Source organism: Actibacterium ureilyticum (assembly GCF_002285435.1).
Lineage (GTDB): Bacteria > Pseudomonadota > Alphaproteobacteria > Rhodobacterales > Rhodobacteraceae > Actibacterium_C > Actibacterium_C ureilyticum.
The window spans coordinates 245,185-269,864 of record NZ_NSBT01000026.1 but is presented as its reverse complement, the minus strand read 5'-3'; the positions used below and the strand labels follow the sequence as shown (position 1 = coordinate 269,864).

At 67.0% G+C, this 24,680-nt stretch carries 27 protein-coding genes; 15 read left to right on the top strand and 12 right to left on the bottom strand.

Annotated elements, in window-relative coordinates; genetic code table 11:
- The first annotated feature begins 35 nt into the window (after window positions 1-35).
- The 11 genes from CLM60_RS09920 to CLM60_RS09870 all read left to right on the top strand — a co-directional run bounded on the left by CLM60_RS09920 (window position 36) and on the right by CLM60_RS09870 (window position 11,667).
- Window positions 36-1,661 (top strand): ABC transporter ATP-binding protein/permease, encoded by a 1,626-nt coding sequence (locus tag CLM60_RS09920; RefSeq protein WP_245848326.1) that lies wholly within the window; start codon window positions 36-38, stop codon window positions 1,659-1,661.
- Window positions 1,658-3,316: an amino acid ABC transporter ATP-binding/permease protein gene (locus CLM60_RS09915; RefSeq protein WP_095588999.1), complete on the top strand. Its 1,659-nt coding sequence runs from the start codon at window positions 1,658-1,660 to the stop codon at window positions 3,314-3,316. The genes CLM60_RS09920 and CLM60_RS09915 overlap by 4 nt, the downstream gene beginning before the upstream one ends.
- A 124-nt stretch (window positions 3,317-3,440) precedes the next feature.
- Window positions 3,441-5,057: a cytochrome ubiquinol oxidase subunit I gene (locus CLM60_RS09910; RefSeq protein WP_095588998.1), complete on the top strand. Its 1,617-nt coding sequence runs from the start codon at window positions 3,441-3,443 to the stop codon at window positions 5,055-5,057.
- 5 nt (window positions 5,058-5,062) lie between these two features.
- Window positions 5,063-6,223 carry a cytochrome d ubiquinol oxidase subunit II gene (gene cydB / locus CLM60_RS09905; RefSeq protein WP_095588997.1) on the top strand — a complete coding sequence of 387 codons (1,161 nt, stop codon included), beginning with the start codon at window positions 5,063-5,065 and terminating at the stop codon, window positions 6,221-6,223.
- 14 nt (window positions 6,224-6,237) lie between these two features.
- Window positions 6,238-6,375: a cytochrome bd-I oxidase subunit CydX gene (gene cydX / locus CLM60_RS09900; RefSeq protein ID WP_095588996.1), complete on the top strand. Its 138-nt coding sequence runs from the start codon at window positions 6,238-6,240 to the stop codon at window positions 6,373-6,375.
- 85 nt (window positions 6,376-6,460) lie between these two features.
- Complete coding sequence (locus CLM60_RS09895; protein WP_095588995.1) at window positions 6,461-7,453, top strand: SLAC1 anion channel family protein; 993 nt, start codon at window positions 6,461-6,463, stop codon at window positions 7,451-7,453.
- Between the two features lie 82 nt (window positions 7,454-7,535).
- On the top strand, window positions 7,536-8,843 hold the full coding sequence (locus CLM60_RS09890) for an FAD-dependent oxidoreductase (RefSeq protein ID WP_095588994.1): 1,308 nt from the start codon (window positions 7,536-7,538) through the stop codon (window positions 8,841-8,843).
- A gap of 12 nt (window positions 8,844-8,855) precedes the next feature.
- A complete protein-coding gene (locus CLM60_RS09885; protein WP_095588993.1) occupies window positions 8,856-9,227 on the top strand; it encodes a DUF5368 domain-containing protein in 372 nt (123 codons plus the stop codon).
- A 58-nt stretch (window positions 9,228-9,285) separates the two neighbouring features.
- Window positions 9,286-10,161 (top strand): LysR family transcriptional regulator, encoded by an 876-nt coding sequence (locus tag CLM60_RS09880; RefSeq protein ID WP_095588992.1) that lies wholly within the window; start codon window positions 9,286-9,288, stop codon window positions 10,159-10,161.
- Window positions 10,162-10,240: 79 nt separating this feature from the next.
- Window positions 10,241-11,185: an MBL fold metallo-hydrolase gene (locus tag CLM60_RS09875; RefSeq protein WP_095588991.1), complete on the top strand. Its 945-nt coding sequence runs from the start codon at window positions 10,241-10,243 to the stop codon at window positions 11,183-11,185.
- Between the two features lie 224 nt (window positions 11,186-11,409).
- Entirely contained in the window at window positions 11,410-11,667 is a 258-nt protein-coding gene (locus CLM60_RS09870; protein ID WP_095588990.1) for a YjhX family toxin, read from the top strand.
- Between the two features lie 185 nt (window positions 11,668-11,852).
- Here CLM60_RS09870 and CLM60_RS09865 read toward each other — a convergent pair whose 3' ends face one another.
- Both CLM60_RS09865 and CLM60_RS09860 read right to left on the bottom strand, forming a co-directional pair.
- Window positions 11,853-12,185 carry a phasin family protein gene (locus CLM60_RS09865; RefSeq protein WP_176473845.1) on the bottom strand — a complete coding sequence of 111 codons (333 nt, stop codon included), beginning with the start codon at window positions 12,183-12,185 and terminating at the stop codon, window positions 11,853-11,855.
- 95 nt (window positions 12,186-12,280) lie between these two features.
- Window positions 12,281-13,420 (bottom strand): alpha-D-ribose 1-methylphosphonate 5-triphosphate diphosphatase, encoded by a 1,140-nt coding sequence (locus CLM60_RS09860; RefSeq protein ID WP_095588988.1) that lies wholly within the window; start codon window positions 13,418-13,420, stop codon window positions 12,281-12,283.
- A gap of 68 nt (window positions 13,421-13,488) precedes the next feature.
- Here CLM60_RS09860 and CLM60_RS09855 point away from each other — a divergent pair, with 68 nt between their 5' ends.
- The gene (locus CLM60_RS09855; RefSeq protein WP_095589325.1) at window positions 13,489-14,178 is read left to right on the top strand and encodes a DUF1045 domain-containing protein; all 690 of its coding nucleotides are present in this window, start codon (window positions 13,489-13,491) and stop codon (window positions 14,176-14,178) included.
- Here CLM60_RS09855 and phnN read toward each other — a convergent pair.
- The 4 genes from phnN to CLM60_RS09835 form a co-directional block, all read right to left on the bottom strand.
- Window positions 14,160-14,702 carry a phosphonate metabolism protein/1,5-bisphosphokinase (PRPP-forming) PhnN gene (gene phnN, locus CLM60_RS09850; protein WP_095588987.1) on the bottom strand — a complete coding sequence of 181 codons (543 nt, stop codon included), beginning with the start codon at window positions 14,700-14,702 and terminating at the stop codon, window positions 14,160-14,162. The two genes, CLM60_RS09855 and phnN, sit on opposite strands and share 19 nt — an antisense overlap.
- Window positions 14,699-15,382 (bottom strand): phosphonate C-P lyase system protein PhnL, encoded by a 684-nt coding sequence (gene phnL / locus CLM60_RS09845; protein WP_095589324.1) that lies wholly within the window; start codon window positions 15,380-15,382, stop codon window positions 14,699-14,701. Before phnL ends, phnN begins: the two co-directional genes overlap by 4 nt.
- 56 nt (window positions 15,383-15,438) lie before the next feature.
- On the bottom strand, window positions 15,439-16,209 hold the full coding sequence (gene phnK / locus CLM60_RS09840; protein WP_095588986.1) for a phosphonate C-P lyase system protein PhnK: 771 nt from the start codon (window positions 16,207-16,209) through the stop codon (window positions 15,439-15,441).
- 91 nt (window positions 16,210-16,300) lie between these two features.
- Window positions 16,301-17,152: an alpha-D-ribose 1-methylphosphonate 5-phosphate C-P-lyase PhnJ gene (locus CLM60_RS09835; RefSeq protein ID WP_095588985.1), complete on the bottom strand. Its 852-nt coding sequence runs from the start codon at window positions 17,150-17,152 to the stop codon at window positions 16,301-16,303.
- Window positions 17,153-17,208: 56 nt separating this feature from the next.
- Here CLM60_RS09835 and CLM60_RS20905 point away from each other — a divergent pair, with 56 nt between their 5' ends.
- Complete coding sequence (locus CLM60_RS20905; protein ID WP_176473844.1) at window positions 17,209-17,355, top strand: hypothetical protein; 147 nt, start codon at window positions 17,209-17,211, stop codon at window positions 17,353-17,355.
- A gap of 8 nt (window positions 17,356-17,363) precedes the next feature.
- Here the strand turns inward: CLM60_RS20905 and CLM60_RS09830 are convergent, their stop codons facing one another.
- The 3 genes from CLM60_RS09830 to phnG are packed head-to-tail and all read right to left on the bottom strand — an operon-like array spanning window position 17,364 to window position 19,482.
- Window positions 17,364-18,455, bottom strand: a complete 1,092-nt coding sequence (locus CLM60_RS09830) for a carbon-phosphorus lyase complex subunit (RefSeq protein ID WP_095588984.1) — start codon at window positions 18,453-18,455, stop codon at window positions 17,364-17,366.
- A complete protein-coding gene (gene phnH, locus CLM60_RS09825; protein WP_176473843.1) occupies window positions 18,455-19,027 on the bottom strand; it encodes a phosphonate C-P lyase system protein PhnH in 573 nt (190 codons plus the stop codon). Before phnH ends, CLM60_RS09830 begins: the two co-directional genes overlap by 1 nt.
- On the bottom strand, window positions 19,027-19,482 hold the full coding sequence (gene phnG, locus CLM60_RS09820; RefSeq protein WP_095588982.1) for a phosphonate C-P lyase system protein PhnG: 456 nt from the start codon (window positions 19,480-19,482) through the stop codon (window positions 19,027-19,029). The genes phnH and phnG overlap by 1 nt, the downstream gene beginning before the upstream one ends.
- 102 nt (window positions 19,483-19,584) lie before the next feature.
- Between phnG and phnF the strand changes: the two genes are divergently transcribed.
- Window positions 19,585-20,295, top strand: coding sequence for a phosphonate metabolism transcriptional regulator PhnF (phnF, locus tag CLM60_RS09815; protein ID WP_095588981.1), 711 nt, complete (start codon window positions 19,585-19,587; stop codon window positions 20,293-20,295).
- A gap of 79 nt (window positions 20,296-20,374) precedes the next feature.
- Window positions 20,375-21,556 carry an alpha-D-ribose 1-methylphosphonate 5-triphosphate diphosphatase gene (locus tag CLM60_RS09810; protein WP_095588980.1) on the top strand — a complete coding sequence of 394 codons (1,182 nt, stop codon included), beginning with the start codon at window positions 20,375-20,377 and terminating at the stop codon, window positions 21,554-21,556.
- A 191-nt stretch (window positions 21,557-21,747) separates the two neighbouring features.
- On the opposite strand, the gene CLM60_RS09805 is transcribed toward CLM60_RS09810, so the two are convergent.
- The 3 genes from CLM60_RS09805 to phnE (CLM60_RS09795) all read right to left on the bottom strand — a co-directional run bounded on the left by CLM60_RS09805 (window position 21,748) and on the right by phnE (CLM60_RS09795) (window position 24,663).
- Window positions 21,748-22,365 carry a DapH/DapD/GlmU-related protein gene (locus CLM60_RS09805; protein WP_095588979.1) on the bottom strand — a complete coding sequence of 206 codons (618 nt, stop codon included), beginning with the start codon at window positions 22,363-22,365 and terminating at the stop codon, window positions 21,748-21,750.
- 118 nt (window positions 22,366-22,483) lie between these two features.
- Window positions 22,484-23,788 (bottom strand): phosphonate ABC transporter, permease protein PhnE, encoded by a 1,305-nt coding sequence (phnE, locus tag CLM60_RS09800; protein WP_095588978.1) that lies wholly within the window; start codon window positions 23,786-23,788, stop codon window positions 22,484-22,486.
- The gene (gene phnE / locus CLM60_RS09795) at window positions 23,785-24,663 is read right to left on the bottom strand and encodes a phosphonate ABC transporter, permease protein PhnE (protein WP_095588977.1); all 879 of its coding nucleotides are present in this window, start codon (window positions 24,661-24,663) and stop codon (window positions 23,785-23,787) included. Before phnE (CLM60_RS09795) ends, phnE (CLM60_RS09800) begins: the two co-directional genes overlap by 4 nt.
- Window positions 24,664-24,680 lie beyond the last annotated feature (17 nt).

The following is a 24,680-nucleotide window of genomic DNA, read 5'->3' as shown; positions in this document are numbered from 1 at the left end:
CTAGGGCAAGCGGACGAATGACCGGCGAGCAGAACATGAGCGACACGAATGGCGGGGCACCCGGACGCGCGGGCGGGCTGGGGGGCATGCTGCATGTCGCGGCCAGTCTGGTGTGGCTGCCGCAGGCGGCGGTGATTGCCTGGGTGCTGGCCGCGCTGCTGGCGGGGCGCGACAGCGCGCCGCTGCTGATGGCCGCGATCTTTGCCGGTCTGGGCGGGCTGCGGGCGCTGTTGAATGCGCGGGCGCAGGACGCGTTGAGCGCGGCGGCCACCGCCCGGATCGCGGCCCTGCGCGCCGAGGTGATCGCCGCCGAGGCCGCGACCGCCCTGCCCTCGTCCCTGGGGGGTGCGGGCGCCATCGCGGCGCTGGCGGCCGAAAAGACAGAGGCGCTGCGGCCGTTCCTGATGCGCTATCGCCCGGCGCGGCTGCGGGTGATGGTGCTGCCGCCGGTGATCCTGGCGATTGCGGCCTGGCATTCCTGGGCGGTGGCGGCGGTGCTGCTGATGGCGGGGCCGCTGATCCCGGTCTTCATGGCGCTGGTGGGCTGGGCCGCGAAAGAGGCCAGCGCGCGGCAGATGGTCGAGATCGGCGCGCTGAGCGATCTGTTGGTGGACCGGCTGGCCGCGCTGTCCGATCTGCGGCTGATCGGGGCGGCGCCGCCGGTGATCGCGGGCTTCGCGGAAGCCTCGGACAACCTGCGCGGCCGCACCATGGCGGTGCTGCGCATCGCGTTCCTGTCATCGACCGTGTTGGAGCTGTTTGCCGCGCTGGGTGTGGCAATGGTCGCGGTCTGGGTCGGCTTTGCGCTGTTGGGCGAGATCGGCTGGGGCACATGGGGCAGCCCGCTGTCGCCATTTGCCGGGATCTTCCTGTTGCTGCTTGCGCCCGACTATTTCCAGCCGCTGCGCGATCTGGCCGCCGCCTGGCACGACAAATCCGCCGCCGACGCGGTGACCGAGGAGCTGGACCGTTGGCGCGATCAGGACCGTGCGGGGCTGATCGGCTCGGGTCATGGCGCGGTGGCGCGGCCCTTTGCCGGGCTGTCCACGCGCGCGCTGGCGGTGCAGTGCGGCCCGCGGCGGATCGCCTATCCCGATCTGGACATCGCACCCGGCGAAAGCCTGGCGCTGACAGGGCCCAGCGGTGTGGGCAAGACCACCCTGCTGCGGCTGCTGGCGGGGTTGGAGCCGCCGGCCCAGGGCCGGATTCTGTGCGGCGACACGGCCCTGGACGGGGGCAATGCCGATGCCTGGCGCGCGGCTCTGGGCTGGATGCCGCAGGCGCCGCATTTCCTGGACCGCTCGCTGCGCCACAATATCGGCTTCGGCGCGCCGCTGCGCCCCGATGTGCTGGACACCGCGCGGGTCACCCCGGTGATCGACACCCTGCCGCGCGGCGATCTGACCGTTCTGGGCGAACGTGGCGCGGGCCTTTCGGGGGGCGAGGCGCGGCGCGTGATGCTGGCCCGCGCGCTGCATGGCCGCCCGGCGCTGCTGCTGGCCGACGAACCGACCGCCGATCTGGACGCCCAGACCGCGCAGGACATCGTCGACGGGCTGCTGCGCTTTGTCGAACAGGGCGGCACGCTGATCGCCGCGACCCATGATCCGCGCCTGATCGCCCGGCTGGGGCGCGAGATCCGGCTGGAGGATCGGGGATGAAGCACCTGTGCCAGATCATGCGCCTGCTGCTGACGGGCGAGGGCCGTGCCTTTGCCCGCGGGTTTGCGCTGGCGGCCACGGTTCTGGTGATGGGCGTGGCACTGCTGGCGCTGTCGGGCTGGTTCATCACCGCGGCCGCCGCGGCGGGGCTGATCGGGCTGGGCACGGTGTTCAACGTCTTTGCCCCCTCGGCCATGGTGCGGTTCCTGGCGCTGGGGCGCACCGCCGCCCGCTATGGCGAGCGTCTGGCGACCCATGACGCGACGCTGCGCGCCCTGTCGCGGTTGCGCGTGCGGCTGTTGCAGGGGCTGACCCGCGCGCCCTATCGCAGCCTGGAGCGGCTGCGGGCCAATGCGTTCCTGAACCGGGTGACGGCGGATATCGACGCGCTGGACGGGGTCGCGCTGCGGCTGATGCTGCCGGGGCTGGCCGGGCTGGCGGTGATCGCGGGCACCGCGCTGGTCGTCTGGTGGCTGGTCGATGCGCGCGTGGCGCTGGTGCTGGCGCTTGGCTATGGGCTGTTGCCCAGCGTGATTTTCGTGGTTGGTCAATGGCTTGCGCGCCGCCCCTCGCGCCGGGCCGAAAGCGGGATGCAGGCGCTGCGCAGCCGCCTGATCGACCTGATCGCCACGCGTGACGAGCTGGTCGTCTTTGGCCGCATGGGCCACGCACAGGACCGCGCCGACGCCGCCGCCCGCTATCACGCCGAAGCCCAATCGGCGCTGGACCGCACCGAAACCCGGATGGGGGCGGCGCTGGACCTGGCCGGGGTGGCGGTGACGGCGCTGGCGCTGGGTCTGGGGGCGGATCTGGCACAGGCGGGGCAGATCACACCGGCGCAAGCCGCCATTGGGGTCTTTGCCGCGCTGGCGCTGTCGGAAACCGTGGCGCCGGTGCGCCGGGCCCTGACCGAGATCGGCCGCATGATCCCCGCCGCCCGCCGGGTGCTGCCCGCGCTGCGCCCCGCCGACGCGCCCGCGCCGGACCCGGCCCCCGCGCCCACAGGCGGCGCGCTGAGCGCCCGCGCCCTGACCGCGCGGCGCGGCACCCGCGCGCTGTTCGCGCCGCTGGAGTTCACCCTGCAACCGGGCGAAACCATCGCCCTGACCGGGCGCAGCGGCTGCGGCAAAAGCACCGTCCTGCTGATGGCCGCCGGGCAGATCGCGCCCGATGGCGGCGCGATCGACCTGGGCGGCATCGCCATCGCAACCCTGCCCGAGGCAACGCGCACGGCCCTGATCGCGATGGTGCCGCAGCGTCATGCGCTGATCGCGGGCACCATCGCCGAAAACCTGCGTCTGGCCGATACCGGCGCCGATGACGCCACGCTTTGGGCCGCGTTGCGCGCCACCTGCCTGGACCGGACCATCCGCGACAAGGGCGGGCTGACGGCGCCCCTGGGTTTTCGCGGCGCGGGCCTGTCGGGGGGCGAGGCGCGGCGGCTGGTGCTGGCGCGCGCCCTGCTGCGCCGCCCGCGCGTTCTGCTGCTGGACGAACCGACCGAGGGGCTGGACGCCCCCACCGCCCGCGCGGTGCTGGGGGGGATTCGCATCGCCCTGCCCGATGCGGCGATCCTGATGGCCGCCCACCGCCCCGAGGAAACCGATTTCGCCGACCGCTGCATCGCGCTGGCGCCGCCACCCACGCCAAGGTGACGAATAATCTGCATCTTTGATGTCGGTTTTTGACCCAGATCAAAACGCGCTTCACGGGTTTCGCCTATTCCCGCAGTTAATCCGCATCGCCGATGCGGAATTACTGCGTTCGAAGGAGCCCAAAATGGAGATCGGTCTGGTCGAGCTGTCGCGCCTGCAATTTGCGATGACGGCCATGTATCACTTTCTCTTCGTGCCGCTGACGCTGGGTCTGTCGATCCTCGTCGCGATCATGGAGACCGTCTATGTCATGACAAACCGCCCCATCTGGCGGCAGATGACGAAATTCTGGGGCACGCTGTTCGGGATCAACTTCGTCCTGGGGGTCGCCACCGGCATCACGATGGAATTCCAGTTCGGGATGAACTGGTCCTATTACAGCCACTATGTCGGTGACATCTTCGGCGCGCCGCTGGCGATCGAGGGCCTGATGGCCTTTTTCCTTGAGGCCACGTTTGTCGGGCTGTTCTTCTTTGGCTGGGACAAGCTTTCCAAGGTGCAGCACGCGGTGGTCGCCTGGCTGGTGGCCATCGGCTCGAACTTTTCCGCGCTGTGGATCCTGATCGCCAATGGCTGGATGCAGAACCCCGTGGGCGCGGAATTCAACCCCGACACGATGCGCATGGAAATGACCAGCTTCTTCGAGGTGCTGTTCAACGAGGTCGCGCAGGCCAAATTCGTGCACACGGTTTCGGCCGGTTACGTGACCGCCAGCGTCTTCGTGCTGGGCGTGTCGGCGCTTTACCTGCTGCAGGACCGGCACAAGGATCTGGCGCGGCGGTCGATTGCGGTGGCGTCGGCCTTTGGCCTTGCCTCGGCCCTGTCGGTCGTGGTGCTGGGCGACGAATCCGGCTATTCGGCCAGCCACACCCAGAAGATGAAGCTGGCCGCGATCGAGGCGATGTGGGAAACCCACGACGCCCCCGCCCCCTTCACCGCCATCGGCTTTCCCGACCGCGAAGCGCGCGAGACCCACTATGCGGTGGAAATCCCCTGGGTCATGGGCCTGATCGGGACGCGCAGCCTGACGCAGGAAATCCCCGGCATCAACGATCTGGTGGCCGAGGCCGAGGAGCGCATCCGCGACGGGCTGATCGCCTATGACGCGCTGATGACCATCCGGGCCGACCGCACCGATGTCAGCCCCGAAATCCGCGAACGGTTCGATGCCCATTCCGAGAACCTGGGCTTTGCGCTGCTGCTGAAACGCTATGTCGACGACCCGCGCGAGGCGACCGAGGCACAGATCCAGATGGCCGCCGATGACACCATCCCCGGTGTCGGGCCGCTGTTCTGGGCGTTCCGACTGATGGTGGCGCTTGGGTTCAGCTTCATCGCGGTGATGGCCTATTTCTTCTGGCGCGCGTCGTTCAAGCGGATGCAATTCCCGCGCTGGTCGCTTTACGCCGCCGTGGCGATCATCCCCACCCCCTGGATCGCGGCCGAGCTGGGCTGGTTCGTGGCCGAATTCGGCCGCCAGCCCTGGACGGTGGACGGGGTGCTGCCGACGGCGCTGTCGGCCTCGCATCTCAGCGTGGCGGATCTGTTGATCACGCTGGCGGGCTTCGTGCTGTTCTATACGATCCTGTTCATCATCGAGATGAGCCTGATGGTGAAATACATCCGCAAGGGCCCCTATCTGGACGTGGACGAAACCGCGGCCTGGCAATCCCGGCACGAGGCGCGTCTGCGCCGACGCGCGGATGACGCATCGCCCTTTACCACAACCCCGGCGGAGTAAGTGACATGGTCCTTTTCGAATTGATCGACTTCGACATCCTGCGCGTGATCTGGTGGGTCCTTCTGGGCGTGCTGCTGATCGGATTTGCCCTGACCGACGGGTTCGACATGGGGGTCGGCGCGCTGCTGCCCTTTGTCGCGAAAACCGATGTGGAACGCCGCGTGGCGATCAACACGGTCGGCCCGGTGTGGGAGGGCAACCAGGTCTGGTTCATCCTAGGCGGCGGCGCGATTTTTGCCGCCTGGCCGCCGCTTTACGCGGTCAGCTTCTCGGGCTTCTACCTGGCGATGTTCCTGGTGCTGGCGGCTTTCATCGTGCGGCCCGTGGCGTTCAAGTACCGCTCCAAGCGCGACAGCGCCACCTGGCGCAGCCGCTGGGACTGGGCGCTGTTTGCCGGGGGCGCGGTGCCGGCGCTGCTGTTCGGCGTGGCGGTGGGCAATGTCCTGCTGGGCGTGCCGTTCTATCTGACCGAGGATCTGATGCCGATGTATCCCGGCAACGCGATCATGAAGCTGATCGGCCTGCTGCGGCCCTTTGCCCTGCTGGCCGGTGTGGTGTCGCTGTCGATGCTGCTGATGCATGGCGCCGCGTGGCTGTCGCTGAAAGCCGAAGGCCCGGTCGCCCAGCGCGCCCGCGCCATCGGCACCAAGGCGGGCATCGTGGCCGCGGGCGCCTATGCGCTGGCGGGGCTGTGGCTGGCGGTGGGCATCGACGGCTTCACACTGGGCGCGGTCGTCCCGAACGGCCCGTCGAACCCGCTTTACAACGAGGTGACGCGCGGCGGCTCGTGGCTGGCGGCCTATGGCGAACGGCCCTGGATCGTGGCCGCGCCCGCCCTGGGCTTCATCGGGATCGCCATGGCGGTGCTGGGGCTGCGCGCGGGGCGCGAGGTGTCGACGCTTTTGTGGTCCAAGCTGGGCATTCTGGGGATCATCTCCAGCGTCGGGCTGACCATGTTCCCGTTCATCCTGCCGTCGACGCTGGATGCCAACAGTTCGCTGACGGTGTGGGACGCGTCCAGTTCGCACCGCACGCTGTTCATCATGCTGGTGGTGACGCTGATCTTCATGCCGCTGATCCTGGCCTATACCGCCTGGGTCTACAAGGTGCTGTGGGGCAAGGTCACCGAGGCCGACGTCACCGAAAACACCCAAACCCTGTACTGAAGGAGACCGAAATCATGTGGTATTTCGCCTGGCTTCTTGGCCTGCCGCTGGCCGCGCTGTTCGCTGTGATGAACGCGATGTGGCTGGAACTGCGCAGCGACGCCTGTTTCTCGGACGAGGGCGACTGCCCCACCGGGGATCACGACCACTAAGGAAACGGGGGGCGTCCCTTCCCCCGTCCGGCCGGGCCCCGGCGCCGACACCGGGACCCGGCCCCGAACCTGAACGAGATCTGCCATGACCGACACCGTCACACCCCCCGCAGCCCCGGTCGAGCCGCTTCACCGGCTGCAACATTTCCCGGTGCCCTTCTTTGCCAGCGTGATGGGGCTGGCCGGGCTGACCCTGGCCCTGCACGCGGTCGAGGGGCAGGCCCACGCCGCCCACCTGGCCAGCCATGCGGCCCTGGCCGCGACCGTGCTGCTGTTCCTGACGCTGGTGGCGATCTATGCGCTGAAAACCCTGCGCTATCGCGCGGCGGTGCTGGCGGAATGGCACCACCCGGTGAAGCTGGCGTTCTTTCCCGCGCTGTCGATCTCGATGCTGCTGATCGCCACGGCGATGCGCCCGGTATCGGCGGATGTGGCGCGGGTGATCTGGGTGCTGGGCGCGCTGTTGCAGGCGACGCTGACGCTTGCGGTGCTGTCGAACTGGATCGGGCATCGCACGTTCCAGACCATTCACATCTCGCCCGCCTGGTTCATCCCGGCGGTGGGCAATGTGGTGGCCCCGGTGGCGGGCGTCGCCCTGGGCTTTCCCGAAAGCTCTTGGGTCTTCTTCTCAGCCGGGCTGATCTTCTGGATCGTGCTGCTGGTGCTGGTGATGAACCGGCTGGTGTTTCACGACCCCCTGCCGGGCAAGATGGTGCCGACGCTGGCGATCCTGATCGCGCCGCCCGCCGTCGCCTTTCTGGCCTGGCTGCAACTGAATGGCGGGGTGCTGGACGGGTTTGCCCGCATCCTTTACGGCGCGGCGATTGTCTTTGCCGGGCTTGCCGCCACCCAGATCGCCAAGCTGCGCGGCCAGCCCTTTGCGCTGTCGTGGTGGGCGCTCAGCTTTCCGGTCGCGGCCTTTACCATCGCCACGCTGCGCTTCGGCGCGCTGGCCGGATCGCACGGGCATGTGCTGGCGGCCTATGCCGGGCTGGCGCTGCTGGTGCTGATCGTGGCGGCGCTGATCCTGCGCACCGGCCGGGCCATCGCCGCCCGGCAGATCTGTCAACCCGAATAACCGCACCAGGCCGGTCCACTTCATCGCCCGATGCCACGGGCCGCCCGGTGCCCACTGTCACTGCATACGAAAGTCTACCGAAATGAAGACCACCCTGAACCGCAGGCAAATGCTGTCGCTGGCGGCGGCGGGAACCGCGCTGGCGACCGCCGGTGCAACCGCCCCCGCAGACGCCCAGATCGCCACCAAGGCCCGCATCGTCATCATCGGCGCGGGCGCGGGCGGCACCGCGCTGGCCAACCGGCTGGTGCGCCGTCTGGCGGGCGCGCAGATCACCCTGATCGACCCGCGCGCCGATCACCTGTACCAGCCCGGCCTGTCGCTGGTCGCCGCCGGGTTGAAGCCCGCCGATTACGTCGTGTCGAAAACCACCGACTGGCTGCCGCGCGACGTGACGCTGATCCCGCAGGCCGCAACCGCCATCGACCCCGAGGCACAGACCGTCGCCACCGCAGACGGCCAGAGTGTCGCCTATGACCTGCTGGTGCTGGCGCCCGGGCTGGTGCTGGACCACGACGCGATCGAGGGGTTCTCGCTGGATATGGTGGGCCAGAACGGCATCGGCGCGCTTTACGCCGGGCCGCAATACGCCGCCGCGACGTGGAAGGCCGCGCAGGCCTATACCGAAACCGGGGGCGTGGGCCTGTTCACCCGCCCCGCGACCGAGATGAAATGCGCCGGCGCGCCGCTGAAACACACCTTCCTGATCGAGGATATCGCCCGCACCGCCGGCACGCGCGGCAAGCTGGACGTGCATTACATGGCGCAAAACGACACGCTGTTCGGCGTGCCCATCGTGTCGGAAAAGGTGCGGATGATCTTTGGCCAGCGGGACATCCAGCCCACCTATAGCCACGTCCTGCGCGGCCTGGACGCGGGCGCGAAAACCGCGACCTTCGACACGCCCGAGGGGTCGGTCACGCGCGACTATGACTATATCCACGTGATCCCGCCCCAGCGCGCGCCCGAAGTGATCCGCCAGTCCGGCCTGTCCTGGGCCGACCGCTGGACCGATCAGGGCTGGGTCGAATGCGACATGGCCAGCCTGCGGCATCTGCGGTTCGACAATATCTGGGCGCTTGGCGATGTGGCGGGCGTGCCCAAGGGCAAGACCGCCGCCAGCGTCAAATGGCAGGTGCCCGTGGTCGAGGATGGTATCATCGCCACCCTGCAGGGGCGCGACCCAACCGAGACCTATAACGGCTATACCTCGTGCCCGATGATCACCCGCGTGGGCCGCGCGATGCTGGTCGAGTTCGACTATAACGACAACCTGGTGCCGTCCTTCCCCGGCGTGATCGCCCCGCTGGAGGAATTGTGGATCAGCTGGCTGATGAAGGAAGTCGCGCTGAAAGCCACCTATAACGCCATGCTGCGCGGCCGCGCATAAGGGAGAGAGACCATGAAAGACCTGACATTCGGAACCCTGCTGGCCGTGTTCGAGGAGATCTTCGGCACGGGCCTGTTCTGGGCCATGGTGGTTGCCGCCGGGATCGTCACGCTGGCCTATCTTTACGTGCTGATCCGCGACCGCGCGATCAGCTGGCGCAAGTTCCTGCTGGCGCAGCTGTCGATGCCGGTGGGCGCGGTGGCGGCGGTGTGGTTCGTGTTGCTGATGACCCATTCGCATCTGCGCGATATCGGCGGGCCGGTCGATGTGATCCTGATCCTGGGGATTGCCGCCGCCGGGGCCGTGGGGATCGCGATCCTGGTCTATACGGTGCAGTCGCTGCTGGCGGGCAAGCGCGGGCGCGGCGGCACCGCGACGCGGTAACGCCAGACCCCTCCGGCGCCCCTTTCCCCGCGCGGCAAAGGGTGCCAGACTGCGCGCCATGATCGACAAGCTGGAAATGTTCATCGCCCTGGCCAACCATCGGCATTTCGGCCGCGCGGCCGAGGAATGCGGCGTGACCCAGCCCACCCTTTCGGCGGCGATCAAGCAGCTCGAGGCGCAGCTGGGCGTCATGCTGGTCTGGCGCGGGTCGCGGTTTCGCGGCCTGACGCCCGAAGGGCAGCGGGTGCTTGAATGGGCGCGCCGGATCGTCGGCGATGCCCGCGCCATGCGCCAGGAAATGCGCGCCGCCAAGACCGGGCTGTCGGGGAACTTGCGGATTTCGGTCATCCCCACGGCCCTGTCGCTGGCCAGCGACCTGACCGCGCCGCTGCGCACACGGCACCCGAACCTGCATTTCACCATCACCTCGCACAGTTCGGCCGATATCCTGACCGCGCTCGACAACCTCGAGATCGACGCTGGGATCACCTATCTGGAAAACGAACCGCTGGGCCGTGTGACCACGGTGCCGCTGTTTCAGGAACATTACTATTTGGTGACCCGCGCCCAGGACGCCCGCGACAGCATCACCTGGGCCACGGCCGCGACCCTGCCGCTGTGCCTGTTGACGGGCGACATGCAGAACCGGCGCATCGTCAATCACCACATGGCCCAGGCCGGGGCCGAGGCCGCGCCGCGGCTGGAATCGAATTCGGTCGTCGTGCTGATCAGCCATGTGCTGTCCGGCGGCTGGGCCACGATCCTGCCCATGCGCACCGTGCGGCCGTTCCTGGCGTCGGGCGATCTGGCCGCCTGTCCGATCACCGATCCCGAAGTGTCGCATCTGGTGGGGCTGGTCGCGCCGCTGCGCGAGCCCTTTACCCCGGTCCTGTCCGCCGTTCTGGCCGAGGCGCGCAAGATCGCCGAGGTCTGACCGGCACAGGCGCAAACCGCGCTGGCCATACATATTCAAATGTGACTATATTATCCTCACCAGTCAGGGAGGACAGGACATGACCCGCTTCGCCGCGCTTTTCGCGCTTGCCGCTTTGCCCGCTTTCGCCAGCGAGGATATCCCCGATCAATACCCGCAATCGGTGCTGTACGAAAAGCCGGTCCAGGTGATCCCGAATGTCTGGTCCGCCATCGGCGCCACCGCGCCGCCCACCTATGAAAACGCGGGCCACAACAACAACCTGTCCTTCATCGTCACGGGTGACGGGGTGATCGTGGTGAACGCGGGCGCGAATTACGCGCTGTCCAAGGCCCTGCATGACGAGATCAAGGCCGTGACCGACCAGCCGGTGAAGCTGGTGATCAACGAAAACGGCCAGGGCCACGCGATGCTGGGCAACAATTACTGGACCGAACAGGGGATCGACGTGCTGGCCCATGTCGACGCCGCGCATGAGTTCGAGGAATATCAGACCCAGATTTTCGAGGGCATGAAACGCTATGCCCGCGAAAACGCCGAGGGCACCGTGCCCACCGGCCCCACCATCACGTTCGAGGATCGCCACGACATCGACATGGGCGACATGCATATCGAGGTGCTGCACCTGGGTCCCGCCCACAGCGCGGGCGACATCCAGGTCTGGCTGCCCGAACAGAAGATGGTGATCGCGGGCGACATCGCGTTTCACGAACGCATGCCGCCGATCTTTGCCGATACCTGCACAAGCTGCTGGCTGGAAACCTGGGAAACCGCGTTCGAACCGCTGGGCGCGCTTTACGTGATCCCCGGCCACGGCCACCCGACCAACATGGACATGGTGCGCATCGGCACCCATGACTATCTGGCCTATCTGCGCGGCAAGATCGGCGAACATCTGGACAATGGCGGCACGCTGGACGACGCCTATTACGTCGACCAGACGCCCTATGCCCATCTGGACACGTTCGAGGAGCTGGCCACCAAGAACGCCGGTGTCGTCTTTACCGAGATGGAATTCGAATAACCCACCGGCGGGCTGCGTCCTTTGCGCCGCAGCCCGTGATTTACCGACCGGGACGCCTTGGCGGCGACACCCGGCGATGCTAGGCACAATCAACCTTGCAAACAGGGGAATTGTCGATGTTGGAGCGTGTTTCGAACCACTGACGGCCTGCCACATGCGGGCCTGAAAACGCACCCGGGACCACCGGGCGCGTCATTTGACATGGTTTGATCAGGCACACATCAATGAACATCTCGAAAAACGAACAGCGCGTGCTGCACGCGTTGGCGCAGGGTGGTCGCATCCTGTATCAGCGCGGCCCGAACGGCCGCATCCTGGATGTCACCTGCTTTACGCGCGACGGCCATGTGCTGGCCAATTGCACGCTTGAGGTCTTTGCCAAGCTGCGGCGCAAAAGGCTGGTGGAATCCCATGCCTCGGCGCCTTACCGGATCTCGGAGAAAGGCCGGCGGTCGGTTCGGGCGCAGCCCGACAATCGCTAGGGGCGCACGAAAAAGGGCGGGTCGTTTCGGCCCGCCCGGCAAAGTAATCGCGGCAGAGACGGCTCTGCCGCGACACCCCGAAACGCGCCTCATTCCTCCCAAAACAGGGCGCATTCCTTACATTCCGTGCCCGCACTAAAGACGGGATGCCCGCAAATTACAACCTTTTGTTGTCGGCGCACGCCTTAGCGGGCCGTTCCGGGCTTCAGCGTATCCTCGACGATCTGCATGCCCATCTGCACCATCTTGCCGGTTTCGGCGGTGTATTGTTCGAACGCGGTCTTCAGGAATGCGGACTGGATCTCCGACATCCTGGCCACGTCGTGGCATTGCATCAGCGCATGCTGGGTCTTCAGATCCTCTTGCAGACGCTCGCCCAGAAACCGCAGAACCTCGGTGTTCATCTTGCCGATATTCTCGACAAACGCGGTGCCAAGCAGGTTCAGACGCTCGACATTTTCCGCCTGCATCGCGCCATAGCCTGCAAGCGGGTTGCTGTTTTCCTTGGTCTTCGACATCGGGGTAACTCCTCCTCCTGAGTATGATGGACCGCCCCTTTTCCCCTGCATGCACCATAGCACGGGTTGCGCCGCGCGCCTTGCGCTGTGTCAAATCATGCCACGCGCTGCCCCTGAACCCAGGTTTCACGCACCATCGGCGTGCCCTCGACGCGGGTCACCCGCACCAGATCGGCCCGCGCGCCGGGCGCGATGCGGCCCCGGTCCGACAGGCCGGTGGCATCGGCGGGCGCGCGCGTGACCGTGGCCACCCCGCGCGCCACGTCGCCCCACAGATCGCCCAGCATCAGCGCCGCCAGCATCAGCGCCGAGGGCACGTAATCCGACGACACGATATCCAGCAGGTCCCGCTCGGCCAGGTCGGCGGCCGACACATTGCCCGAATGCGACCCGCCCCGGATCAGGTTCGGCGCGCCCATCATCACCGCGATCGCATGGGTGTGACAGGCCTGTGCGGCCTCGACCGTGGTGGGAAATTCCGCCAGCCGGATGCCATAGCCGGCCGAGGTCGCCACATGGTCCGCCGTGGTGTCGTCATGGCTGGCCAGCACCGCGCCGAAGCGCTGCGCCTCGGCCACGGCGGCGGCCTCGTGATCGTCGCCGAACCGGTCCCGCAGATCCTTCAGATGCGCGACATGGGCGTCGAATTCCTCGGGCGTCAGGTTGTGCTTGCCCATGACGTATTGCGCCAGCTTCTCGACATCGCGGAACTGGCGCTGGCCGGGGGTGTGGTCCATCAGGCTGACGATCCCCACCCGGTCGGCGGCGTCGAATTCCGACAGCTCGGCCACCAGGGTTTCGGAACAGACCTCGGCCCGCAGATGCAGGAAATGGCTGATCCTCAGCGCCCCCCGGTCGCGCAGCGCCAGCAGCTCGGACGCCAGCCCGCGCGCATAGGCGGTATAAGCCCCCCGCCCCGTCGGGATCGACCCCACGCGCATCGCGTCGAACACCGTGGTGATCCCCACCCCGGCGAGTTCCGCGTCATGGGCCAGGATCGCGCTGGCATGGGGCCAGTCGACCTTGGGGCGCGGCTGGATGTGACGCTCCAGATTGTCGGTGTGCAGCTCGATCAGGCCCGGCATCAACAGATCGCCCGCGCAATCCACCGCACCGGCCGCCACCGCGCGCCCCGGCGCGATATCCGCGATCCGCCCGTCACGCACCAGAACCGACCCGCGCAGGGTCTCGTCGGGCAGAACCACGGTGGCATTGGCAAAAACGGTCTCGGTCATGGCATACTCCTTGCGGAAAAGCTGGCCGCATGGCAGGCCGGTCTGGCAAGCAGAAAACGGGGCGGACAGTGGAAGGTTTCAGACGCTACGCGATTTATGTGGCCCCGCAACCCGGGACGCTGGCGGATTTCACGGCACAATGGCTGGGCTGGGATCCCGAAACCGGCAAGGCGCCGGTTCACCCCGCCCTGCCCGGCCTGCCCGCGCCGGTGGCGCAGCTGACGGCCACACCGCGCAAATACGGGTTTCACGGCACGATCAAGCCGCCCTTTCGACTGGCCGAGGATTCCGACATCTTCGGCCTGCACGCGGATATGACCGCACTGGCCGCGACCCTGGCGCCGGCCCGGTTTCCGGCGCTGAAACTGGCGCAGATCGGGCATTTCCTGGCGCTGGTGCCCGATGGCGATGCGGGCACCCTGCCCGATCTGGCCGCCACCGTGGTGGCCGGGCTGGACCGGCACCGCGCGCCGCTGACCGAAGACGACATCACCCGCCGCCGCCCCGACCGGCTGAGCGACAGCCAGCGCGACCTGCTGATGCGCTGGGGCTATCCCTATGTGATGGATGAATTCCGCTTTCACATGACGCTGACCGGACGGCTGCAACCCGACCAGCTGCAGGCCACGGCCGACACCCTGGCCCCGGCGCTGACCCCGCTTCTGCCGCGCCCGGTGCGGATCGACAGCCTGTGCCTGTTCGGCGAGGGCAAGGATGGCCGCTTTCACAACCTGCATCGCTATGCCCTGACCGGCTGAAGCGCCGCAAGGAACGCGTCGACCGCGCTGTCCAGATCGCGGTCGTTGCAGATCGTGCGCACATTCAGCCCCGGCGGCAGGTCATAGCCCGCCCGGGTCAGCCGCGCCGCGATGTCATCCGCGCTTTCACGGCCCCGCGCGGCCAGCCGTTCGGCCAGCACCGGCACCGGCGCGGTCACATGCAGCACGATCAGATCGGGGAAACGCCGCTGCGCCTCGGGCATGATCCCGCGCGAGCCGTTGAACAGCACCAGACGCGCCGCCGCCAGATCCCGCTCGATCCCGCGCGGGATGCCATAGAACAGCCCATGCGCGCCCCAATGCAGCACGAACTCACCAGCGTCGCGGCGGCGCGCGAACGCGTCCATGCCGACCGCCTCGAAATCCTCGCCGCCCGCATCGGCGGGCCGGGTGATCACCCGCCGCACCAGCTTCACCGCCGGCGACCGTGCCGCCGCGGCGGTCATCAGCGTGTCCTTGCCCACACCCGACGGGCCCACCACGGCGAAAAGCGCGCCGCTCATTGCACCGCGCCGGGGGTAAAGGCCCCCACATCGACCGCGCGGTCGCACACCGCATCGCGCGCGGCCACATCGTGAAAGATCCCCAGGATCGCCGCACCGCGCGCCTTGGCCTCGGCGATCATCTCCAGCACCACGGCGCGGTTCACCGCATCCAGGCTGGCGGTCGGCTCATCCAGCAACAGCGCCGGATAGGCATGGGCGAACCCCCGCGCGATATTGACCCGCTGCTGCTCGCCGCCCGAAAACGTGGTGGGCGACAGATCCCACAGCCGTTCGGGAATGTTCAACCGGTGCAACAACCCGCGCGCCACATCCAGCGCCTGATCCCGCGGCCGCCCCAGCTGCAACAGCGGCTCGGCCACCACCGCAACCGTCGGCACACGCGGCACCACCCGCAGGAACTGGCTGATATAACCCAACCCCTCGCGCCGCAGCCGCAGGATCTCGCGCGGGGCGGCGGCGGTCACATCGACCCCGCCCACCCGGATCGATCCCGCCTGGGTCCGGTAGTTGCCATAGATCATCCGCATCAGCGTGGATTTCCCCGCCCCCGATGCCCCGGTCAACGCCACGCATTCCCCCGGCGCAACCGACAGCTCCGCCCCGGCCAGAACCGGAATCTCGGTGCCACCCTGGTTGTGCAGGGTGAAGCTTTTGCCAACGCCGTTCAATTCGATCATCATCTTCTTCTTGGTCCAAATACTCCGGGGGTCCGGGGGGCTGGCCCCCGGCGCGTTCACATCTGCAGAACCGAACTGACCAGCAGCTGGGTATAGGGATGCTGCGGATCGTCCAGCACCTGATCGGTCAGGCCCGCCTCGACCACATGGCCCGACTTCATCACCATCAGCCGGTCCGCCAAAAGCCGCACCACCGCCAGATCATGGGTGACCAGGATCGCGCTCAACCCCATTTCGCGCACCAATCCCCGCAACAGATCCAGCAGCCGCGCCTGCACGCTGACATCAAGCCCGCCTGTCGGTTCGTCCATGAAGACCAGCCGCGGCCCGGTCACCAGATTGCGCGCGATCTGCAGCCGTTGCTGCATCCCGCCCGAAAAGGCCGAGGGGCGGTCGTCGATGCGGTCGGCGGCGATCTCGACCCGGCCCAGCCAGTCGGTCGCGGTGTCGCGGATCCGGCCATAGTGGCGCCCGCCCACGGCCATCAGCCGCTCGCCCACATTGCCGCCCGCGCTGACGCCCATGCGCAGCCCGTCGCGCGGGTTCTGATGCACAAAGGCCCAGTCGGTCCGCGCCAGCATCCGCCGTTCGGGTTCCGACATCGTGACCGTGTCGCGCAACCCGTCGGCGCGGGTGTCGAACAGCACCTGCCCACGATCCGGGGTCAGGTGCCCCGCCAGACAGTTCAGCAGCGTGGATTTGCCCGAGCCGCTTTCGCCGACGATGCCCAGCACCTCGCCCGGGTAAAGATCGAAGGCGACCCCTGCGCAGCCGATCCGCGCGCCATAATGTTTCGACAGGCCTGTGACCTGCAAAAGCGGTGTCATCCCATGCCCCCTGTTGCGTTCGTCCCCTCTGTCGGAGGCGGGGGCTTTGCACCCCCGCACCCCCGCAGGATATTTTCACCAAGAAGAAGGGTCATTCCGGCCCCCCGGTTTCAGCGCGCCGGCCGGCGCAGTAATCGGTGTCGGAGCAGACGAAGATCCGTCCGCCCCGGTCATCGACGATGACCTCGTCGAGATAGCTGTCCGCCGCCCCGCAAAGCGCGCAATCGTGATCGGCCTTGGACGGATCGAAGGGGTGGTCGTCGAAATCGAGCGACACGACCTGCGTATAGGGGGGCAGCGCATAGATGCGCTGTTCGCGGCCCGCGCCGAACAGCTGGATCGCCGGGCAATCGCCCAGTTTGGGATTGTCGAATTTCGGGATTGGCGACGGGTCCATGACATAGCGCCCCTCGACCCGCACCGGATAGGCATAGGCGGTGGCGATATGGCCGTGCTGGGCGATATCCTCGTAAAGCCGCACATGCATCAGGCCGTATTCCTGCAGCTCGTGCATCTTGCGGGTTTCGGTCTCGCGCGGCTCCAGGAACCGCAGGGGTTCGGGGATCGGCACCTGATAGACCAGGATCTGATCCTGGGTCAGCGGGGTTTCGGGGATCCGGTGGCGCGTCTGGATAAGGCTCGCGTCGGGCGTGTGTTCGGTCGTCGCCACCCCGGCGGTGCGCTCGAAGAACTTGCGGATCGAGACCGCGTTGGTGGTGTCATCGGCCCCCTGATCGATCACCTTGAGCGTATCCTCGGGCGTGAGGCAGGCCGCCGAGACCTGCACGCCGCCCGTTCCCCAGCCATAGGGCATGGGCATTTCGCGGCTGGCAAAGGGCACCTGATAGCCGGGGATGGCCAGGCCTTTCAACAATGCCCGGCGGATCATGCGCTTTGTCTGCTCGTCGAGATAAGCGAAGTTATATTGATCCGATTGCGTCATGTTTCGGCCCCAATTGCCTGACAGGAATGAAGGTGCAGACCAGAGGAGCACGTCGCATGGAATTCCTGAGCAGCATCACGTTCGACCAGATCGCGTTCAGCCTGATGACCCTTGGTCTGCTGCGCGAGGCGATGATCGTGACCCTGCCCGATGCGGTGGCCGGCCCCGGTGGCTGGCTGGTGGATACCGGCGGCGAAGACTGACCCCGGTCTCATTCGGCGGCCTCCGGTGTGGCGGCCTGTGACGCCTCGGCGCGGATCTTGCGCACCAATTCCAGCTCAGATTGAAAATCGACGTAATGGGGCAGCTTGATATGCTCCAGAAAGCCCATGGCCTGAATATTGTCGGCATGGGCCAGCACGAATTCCTCGTCCTGTGCAGGGGCGCCGGAATTCTCTTCGCCCAGCTCCTGCCAGCGCAGCGCGCGGTCGACCAGTGACATCGAGATCGCCTTGCGCTCGGAATGGCCGAAGACCAGCCCGTAACCGCGGGTGAATTGCGCCGGCTCGGTTTTCGAGCCCTTGAACTGGTTCACCGTTTCGCATTCGGTCAGGGTGATCTCGCCGATTTCGATGGCAAAGCCCAATTCGGGGATCTCCATTTCCACCGCCACTTGGCCCATGCGCAGCTCGCCCACGAAGGCGTGCGTGCGGCCATAGCCGCGCTGAGTACTATAGGCCATGCCAAGCACGAAACCTTCGTCGCCGCGCGCCAGCGATTGCAGGCGCAGGGCACGCTCGGCCGGGAATTCCAGCGGCGCGCGCGTCAGGTCGGGCGGGGGCGTGTCGCTATCGGGCTGGGTTTCGATCAGCCCCTCGCGATTCAGGAAATCGCTGACGCGCGGCTTGGGCACGTCATCGGCCGGGGCCTGGGGCGCGGGCGGCGCCGCGTCGCCTTCGGCGGCCAGCGCGAAATCCAGCAGCCGGTGGGTATAGTCGAAGGTCGGCCCCAGCACCTGCCCGCCCGGCAGATCCTTGAACGTAGCGGATATCCGGCGTTCGCAGGCCATCGCGCCGGTATCGACCGGCTCGGAATGGCCCAGGCGCGGCAGCGTGGTGCGATAGGCGCGGATCAGGAAGATCGCCTCGATCAGATCGCCGCGCGCCTGTTTGATGGCCAGCGCGGCCAGGTCCGGATCGTAAAGCGAGCCTTCGGCCATCACCCGGTTCACGGCCAGCGCCAGCTGTTCGCGGATCTGGTCGATGGACAGCTCGGCGATGTCGGTATCGCCCCGGCGTTCCTCGGCCAGCCAGGCATGGGCGTTGTCGATGGCGCGTTCGCCCCCTTTGACGGCAACATACATCAGGCGGCCCTTACCTTGGTGGTGCGGGGCAGCGCGGCAAGCTGCGCCCCGGCGGTGAAGAAGAAATCGAGGCCCAGCGGAAACAGCGCGGCATTGGCCTGAAACGCTGCGATCTCGGGCAGGGACAACGTTGCGCTGTCCTTGATCCCCGGCCCGGTCAGATGGGCGCCGTCGGGCGACAGGTCATCGCATTCCACGATCAGCGTGGCCGAGCGGTCGGGGTAATCGGCGCGGCCGATGGCATAGCCGTGCAGCGGTTGCAGCGCGGCCCAGTCGCCCAGCGCGAACATCGCATCGGCGGCCGCAACCAGCGGCGCGCCGGTGTGAAAGGTCAGCCAGGCGCGCAGATCGGGCGTGTCATGGCGCCCCGCCAGGTGCAGCGGCGTTTCACGGTCGGCCAGCGTCAGCAACAGCGTGGCGGCGGCCACCGACAGCGGTGCGGGCGGCGTGGCGCCCGCCATGTCGACGATGGTGCCGGGCCGGGCCATGGCGGTCATCGCTGCGCGAAACGCGCGGGCGGCATCGGGGGCGGCATCGGCAAATCCGCCTTGCAAGGTGGTGGCGTGCTGCATCAATCCTCTCCCCGCGCCATGGTGAAAAACTCGACCCGCGTGGCGGCGGCACGGGACGCCCGCGCGCCGCGCGCCTGATCGCGGGCAGCGGCCAGCGGGTCCAGAACCGTGGCGCGCACCGCCTGGGCCGCATCGGTCTGCATCAGCGCATCGATCAGCGCGGCGCGCTCGGCCCTGGCCTTGTCGCGCCCCTGGACATAGCCGTGGCCCACCACATCGCTGCCCCGCAGTTGCAGCGCGCAGCGGGTCACCGTCATCTCGCCCAGATTGAAAGGTGCGCCGGTGCCGCCGGTCCGGCCCCGCACCATGACCGAGCCGATCTCGGGCGGGCGCAACCAATCGAAATCGGGCCGGTTCGCGAGCCTGTCACAAAGCGCCGCCAGACTGTCGCCCGGTGCCGTGGCCAGCAGACCAAGCCAGTTTCGGCGCGCTTCGGTGTTTTCCGCCTGTGTCATCTGGACAACTTGCCAACCTGTCTATTATCCTATACAACTATACAAATTATTACACCACCTGCCCCGAGTCGCGCAAGCCGGGGCGCATGAAGATTTGATGACATGGCCCGCACCCCGATCTGGAAATCCATCGCCACCACGCTGGAAGGTGAAATCGCCGCCGGGCAATACCGCCCCGGCGACAAGCTGCCGACCGAGGCCGCGCTGTCCCAGCGCTTCGGCGTCAACCGGCACACGGTGCGCCATGCGCTGGGGGATATGGGCGATCGTGGGCTGGTGCATTCCCGGCGCGGCGCGGGGGTCTTCGTGGCGGCCAAGCCCACCGAATACCCGATCGGGCGCCGGGTGCGGTATCACCAGAACCTGACCGCGGGCGGACAGACCCCGTCGAAGCAGATCCTGCGTCTGGAAACCCGCCTGCCCGATGAGGTCGAGGCCAAGGCGCTGCGCCTGACCGCCGAGGATCCCGTGCATGTCTATGAGGGGCTGTCGCTGGCCGATGACGCGCCGCTGGCGGTCTTTCGGTCGGTCTTTCCCGCCGCGCGGTTTCCGGGCCTGCTGAAACGGCTGGGCAAGGGCGGGTCGGTGACCGAGGCGCTGCGGGCCGAGGGGGTGACCGATTACACCCGCGCCTCGACCCGGCTGACCGCGCGCCAGGCCGATGCGACCCAGGCGCTGCACCTGCGCATCCGCGAGGGCGCACCGATCCTGCGCACCGAAAGCATGAATATCGACCCCGCCGATCAACCCCTGGAATATGGGCTGACCTGGTTCGCGGGCGACCGGATCTGCCTGGTCGTGACGCCGGATTGACCGCAAAACAAGCGTTTTTGTCACAAGCGCGATACAGATTCGGGTTATCCACAGGCCAAACCACAACCCGAGCAGCCCGATGTGCCCGACCCTGCCCCCCCTGCGCTTTACCGGCGCCCAGATCCTGCGTGACGGCGAAATGCAGCAGCGTTCGCTGGCCATCCGGGACGGCCGGATCACCAAGGGCCCCCTGCCCGAGGTCGACCTGAGCGGCTATCTGATCCTGCCCGGCATTATCGACCTGCATGGCGACGCGTTCGAACGGCACATGGCGCCCCGCCCCACCGCGCCCTTCGATTTCATGACCGGCCTTGCGGGCACCGACCGCGACGCCGCCGCCAATGGCATCACCACCGCCTGGCTGGCGCAAAGCTGGTCATGGGAGGGCGGCCACCGCGGCCCCGACCACGCCGAAAAGCTGCTGGCGGCACTGTCGCTCTACCGCCCCCAGGCGCTGACCGATCTGCGCATCCAGATCCGCTGTGAAACCCACCTGGTCGACAGCGGCGACCGTCTGCTGGCCGCGATCCGGACCCATGGCGTCGATTACGTGGTGTTCAACAATCACCTGGACGACGTGCTGGACCATGCGGACACCGCCTCGCCCGCGCTGTACCACTGGGCCAAAGGCGCCGGGCGCAGCATCGAGGAACACATCGCCGCCGCCCGCGCCGCCAAAGCCCGCCAGCCCGAGGTGCCCCGCCACCTGTGCCGGCTGGCCGATGCGTTCGACCGGCTGGGCGTGATCTATGGCAGCCATGACGACCCCGATGGCGAGACCCGCGAACGCTATTCGATGATCGGCGCGCGGATCGCCGAATTCCCCACCGCGCGCAAGGCCGCCGCCGCCGCCAAGGCGATGAACGATCCCGTCCTGATGGGCGCGCCGAACCTGGTGCGGGGTCGCTCGCAATCGGGCAATGTCGCGGCCGAGGATCTGGTGCGCCAGGGGCTCTGTGATGCGCTGGTGTCGGATTACTATTACCCCGCGCTGACCCGCGCCGTCTGGCATCTGGTGGACAAGGGCATCGCGCCGCTGCCCCGCGCCTGGGCCATGATCTCGGAAACCCCGGCGCAGATCCTGCGCCTGCCCGACCGGGGTCGGCTGGATATCGGCAAACGCGCCGATCTGACGGTGATCAACGCCGAAACCCGGCTGGTCGAGATGACGATCGCCGATGGCCGCCTGGCCTATCTGGCGGGGGCGGCGGCGCAACGCATGTTCGATCAGAATGCGGGCATGAAGCTGGCCGCGGAATAAAACACACTGTCACAAATTTGTGCCAATGCTGCCAAACGCAAGCCATCGAAACCCGCGATAAGGACACTGGTAAAGAGTGGAACCTGGGAAGGTTTGTGGGAATTAGTACCTTTATAGACAGTGTTTTTAATGTGTCAGAGGGGGATCTTCGGGTCCCCCTTTTTTCGCGCGCGCAGGCCATCGGCCGAAGCTCAGCCACCGTATTTCTCAAGGAAAGCATGGACCGACAGGGTGCGGAAATCCGTCAGCGCCGCCCGCAGCGCCGCATGCGGCCAGTCCCACCAGGCCAACGCTACCAGCCGCGCCGCGGTGTCGGGATCGAACCGCGTCCGCAACGGCGCCGCGGGCACACCCGCCACGATCATGTAGGGCGCCACGTCCCTCGTCACGACCGCCCCCGCCGCCACCACGGCGCCATCGCCCACCGTGATCTCGGGGCGGATGATGGCATTGTGACCGATCCAGCTGTCATGCCCGATCCGCGCCCGCCGGCTGCGCCGATGGGCAAAGAATTCCGGGTCGTCCTGGGCATCGTCCCAATAATCCCCCGACCGGTACAGGAAATGGTGCAGCGACGCCCGCTGCATCGGATGATCGGTCGGCCCGACCCGCGCGAAACTGGCGATATTGGCGAATTTGCCGATCGTCGCATTGGCGATATCGGCAAAGCGGTCGCAATAGGAATAATCCCCGAATTCGGAATGGGCCACGCGGCTGCCCGCGCCGATCTCGACATAGGCACCGAAGCGGCTGTCGGTGATTGTGCAGTCCGGATGGATCAATGGCCGGTCGTGGTGAAGTCTGGTCATGGTGCTCTTTCAGGTTTTCTTGCCTCCGGCGGGAGTATTGGTACCAAGAAGAAGCCGAAACGCGTCCTTCTTCTTGGTACCAATACTCTCGCCGAAGGCCTAAAATCCGGCGGGCGCGTCAGCGGCCGCCCGCGATCAGGCGCTGTCGCAGCTTGCCCGAAAGCCAGTCCATCAGCATCACCATCAGCAGGATCAGGACGATATAGTAGCTGACCTCTTCCCAGTCCTTCTGGGTGATCATGGCTTGCGTCAGCAGCAAACCGATCCCGCCGCCGGTGATGGCGCCGATGATCGTGGCGCTGCGGGTGTTGGATTCCAGGTAATACAGCACCTGACTGAGCAGCACCGGCGTGATCTGCGGGATCACCCCGAAACGATAGCGTTGCAGGGGCCGCGCGCCGGTGGACTGAAGCCCCTCGATCTGCTTGCGGTCGACATTTTCCAGCGCCTCGGAGAACATCTTGCCGAAGCTGCCGGTATCGGTGAACAGGATCGCCAGCGCCCCGGTCATCGGCCCGGGGCCAAAGGCGCGGGCCAGGATGATGGTCCAGATCAGCCCGTCCACCCCGCGCACGAAGTCAAAGACCCGCCGCACAGCGAAACGCAGCGCGCCCAGCGGCGCGAAGTTGCGCGCCGCGAGGAAGGCCAGCGGCAGCGCCACGATGGCCGCGCCCATGGTGCCCAGGAACGCCATCAGGACGGTTTCGAACATGGCCCAGGCGACCTCGGCATGGCGCCACATGGCGTTGTGCCAGAAATCGTGCAGCGCGCCCGCGATATTGCCGCGTGCGGGATCGATCCGGGGGCCGAACAGGATCTCGCCCGCCCCATGGCCGTGATAAGGGCTGTCGAGGGTGAAGAAGAAGAGCTCCCAGCCCGCGAAATAGCGAAACACCTCGGTCCGGTTGCGGGTCACCGTAACGCGGCCCGCATCGGTGGTGATGGTCATGCGGTTTTTCGACAGGTTGATCCAGTCGGGCACGTTTTCGGGATCAAGGTTCGTCTGCACCCCGCGCGGGCCGGGTTCGGCGGTGATCAGCCCGAAGCCCGGCACGTCATAGCTGACGCCGGTTTCGGCAAACCGCACCACATGGCCGTCTTCCAGGTCGATCACCGTCTGATCGCCCAGCGTCACCCAAGCGGGCGCGGTCCCGTCGGCATAGGCGCCCTTGCGCTCGCCCTCGATGGCGATACTGACATCACCCGACCGGTTGTCTCGCGTCACATGGGTTTTATAGCTGTAGCTGTCGGCCACCAGCGCGCGGGCATTGTCCATCCGCGCCCGTTCGGCCAACCCCGGGATATCGAAGGCAAAGACGATATAGGCCAGATAGACAACGATCAGCGCGGGCAGCCCGAAGGCCACCAGCCGCTTGCGGCGAAACAGGCCGTCGGCCTGCGATTTCAGCGCCATGGTGCTCATGCGCCACCCCCATGGGTCAACTTGTTGCGGAAATGGCTAGACACCTGGTCAAAGACCACGATGGCCCCGAAAAGCAGCAGGAAGATCGCCGCCGCCTCGTCGAACTTGCCCTGCCCCCAGGACATGGCGTTCTTCAGCTCGTAGCCGATGCCACCCGCGCCGACAAAGCCCAGGATGGCCGAGGCGCGGATGTTGATCTCGAACCGCAGCAGGCCATAGGAGAGGTAATTCGGCGCCACCTGTGGCACCACGCCCAGCAGCATCCGCTGGGTCCAGTTGGCGCCCACGCTTTCCAGCCCCTCGACCGGTTTGAGCGAGGCGTTCTCGTTCACCTCGGAAAACAGTTTGCCCAGCGCGCCGGCGGTGTGAAAGGCGATGGCGATCATCGCCGGGACCGGGCCGCCGCCCAGGATGAAGATCAGCACCAGCGCGATCACGATCTCGGGCACCGCGCGCATCACGTCCATGATCCGGCGAAAGAGCGGGATCAGCGCCGGAAACCGCGCCAAACCACGGGTCGAAAGAAGCGACAGCACGATGGCCAGCATCGCCCCCACGAGCGTCGATACGGCGGCGATATTGATGGTCTCGATCAGTGCGGGAAAGAATTTCACCAGATGCGCGGGCATCAGGTCGATCTTGTCCCATGCCTCGCCCAGCACCTGTGCGGGGAAGTCGAAAATCCGGTGCAGCCCGTCCCAGAACCCGCCCGCATTGCGGCTGTCGGCCAGGGTAAAGCCCGACAGCATCAGCAGCACGAACACCAGCAGCGTCAGCCCGCCGTAAAGCCGCTTGCGCCGGGTCAGCGCCATGTATTCCGCGCGGATCGGGTCGATCCCGTTGCCCGGATGCGGTGCGGCGGTCAGTTCTGCCATCGGATGCCCCCTTTAAA

Excerpts from the sequence above, each read along its gene's own strand:
- CLM60_RS09920 (WP_245848326.1), top strand. The coding sequence starts at position 36 with ATGAGCGACACGAATGGCGGGGCACCCGGACGCGCGGGCGGGCTGGGG.
- CLM60_RS09915 (WP_095588999.1), top strand. The coding sequence starts at position 1,658 with ATGAAGCACCTGTGCCAGATCATGCGCCTGCTGCTGACGGGCGAGGGC.
- CLM60_RS09910 (WP_095588998.1), top strand. The coding sequence starts at position 3,441 with ATGGAGATCGGTCTGGTCGAGCTGTCGCGCCTGCAATTTGCGATGACG.
- cydB (WP_095588997.1), top strand. The coding sequence starts at position 5,063 with ATGGTCCTTTTCGAATTGATCGACTTCGACATCCTGCGCGTGATCTGG.
- cydX (WP_095588996.1), top strand. The coding sequence starts at position 6,238 with ATGTGGTATTTCGCCTGGCTTCTTGGCCTGCCGCTGGCCGCGCTGTTC.
- CLM60_RS09895 (WP_095588995.1), top strand. The coding sequence starts at position 6,461 with ATGACCGACACCGTCACACCCCCCGCAGCCCCGGTCGAGCCGCTTCAC.
- CLM60_RS09890 (WP_095588994.1), top strand. The coding sequence starts at position 7,536 with ATGAAGACCACCCTGAACCGCAGGCAAATGCTGTCGCTGGCGGCGGCG.
- CLM60_RS09885 (WP_095588993.1), top strand. The coding sequence starts at position 8,856 with ATGAAAGACCTGACATTCGGAACCCTGCTGGCCGTGTTCGAGGAGATC.
- CLM60_RS09880 (WP_095588992.1), top strand. The coding sequence starts at position 9,286 with ATGATCGACAAGCTGGAAATGTTCATCGCCCTGGCCAACCATCGGCAT.
- CLM60_RS09875 (WP_095588991.1), top strand. The coding sequence starts at position 10,241 with ATGACCCGCTTCGCCGCGCTTTTCGCGCTTGCCGCTTTGCCCGCTTTC.
- CLM60_RS09870 (WP_095588990.1), top strand. The coding sequence starts at position 11,410 with ATGAACATCTCGAAAAACGAACAGCGCGTGCTGCACGCGTTGGCGCAG.
- CLM60_RS09865 (WP_176473845.1), bottom strand. The coding sequence starts at position 12,185 with ATGTCGAAGACCAAGGAAAACAGCAACCCGCTTGCAGGCTATGGCGCG.
- CLM60_RS09860 (WP_095588988.1), bottom strand. The coding sequence starts at position 13,420 with ATGACCGAGACCGTTTTTGCCAATGCCACCGTGGTTCTGCCCGACGAG.
- phnN (WP_095588987.1), bottom strand. The coding sequence starts at position 14,702 with ATGAGCGGCGCGCTTTTCGCCGTGGTGGGCCCGTCGGGTGTGGGCAAG.
- phnL (WP_095589324.1), bottom strand. The coding sequence starts at position 15,382 with ATGATCGAATTGAACGGCGTTGGCAAAAGCTTCACCCTGCACAACCAG.
- phnK (WP_095588986.1), bottom strand. The coding sequence starts at position 16,209 with ATGACACCGCTTTTGCAGGTCACAGGCCTGTCGAAACATTATGGCGCG.
- CLM60_RS09835 (WP_095588985.1), bottom strand. The coding sequence starts at position 17,152 with ATGACGCAATCGGATCAATATAACTTCGCTTATCTCGACGAGCAGACA.
- CLM60_RS20905 (WP_176473844.1), top strand. The coding sequence starts at position 17,209 with ATGGAATTCCTGAGCAGCATCACGTTCGACCAGATCGCGTTCAGCCTG.
- CLM60_RS09830 (WP_095588984.1), bottom strand. The coding sequence starts at position 18,455 with ATGTATGTTGCCGTCAAAGGGGGCGAACGCGCCATCGACAACGCCCAT.
- phnH (WP_176473843.1), bottom strand. The coding sequence starts at position 19,027 with ATGCAGCACGCCACCACCTTGCAAGGCGGATTTGCCGATGCCGCCCCC.
- phnG (WP_095588982.1), bottom strand. The coding sequence starts at position 19,482 with ATGACACAGGCGGAAAACACCGAAGCGCGCCGAAACTGGCTTGGTCTG.
- phnF (WP_095588981.1), top strand. The coding sequence starts at position 19,585 with ATGGCCCGCACCCCGATCTGGAAATCCATCGCCACCACGCTGGAAGGT.
- CLM60_RS09810 (WP_095588980.1), top strand. The coding sequence starts at position 20,375 with ATGTGCCCGACCCTGCCCCCCCTGCGCTTTACCGGCGCCCAGATCCTG.
- CLM60_RS09805 (WP_095588979.1), bottom strand. The coding sequence starts at position 22,365 with ATGACCAGACTTCACCACGACCGGCCATTGATCCATCCGGACTGCACA.
- phnE (WP_095588978.1), bottom strand. The coding sequence starts at position 23,788 with ATGAGCACCATGGCGCTGAAATCGCAGGCCGACGGCCTGTTTCGCCGC.
- phnE (WP_095588977.1), bottom strand. The coding sequence starts at position 24,663 with ATGGCAGAACTGACCGCCGCACCGCATCCGGGCAACGGGATCGACCCG.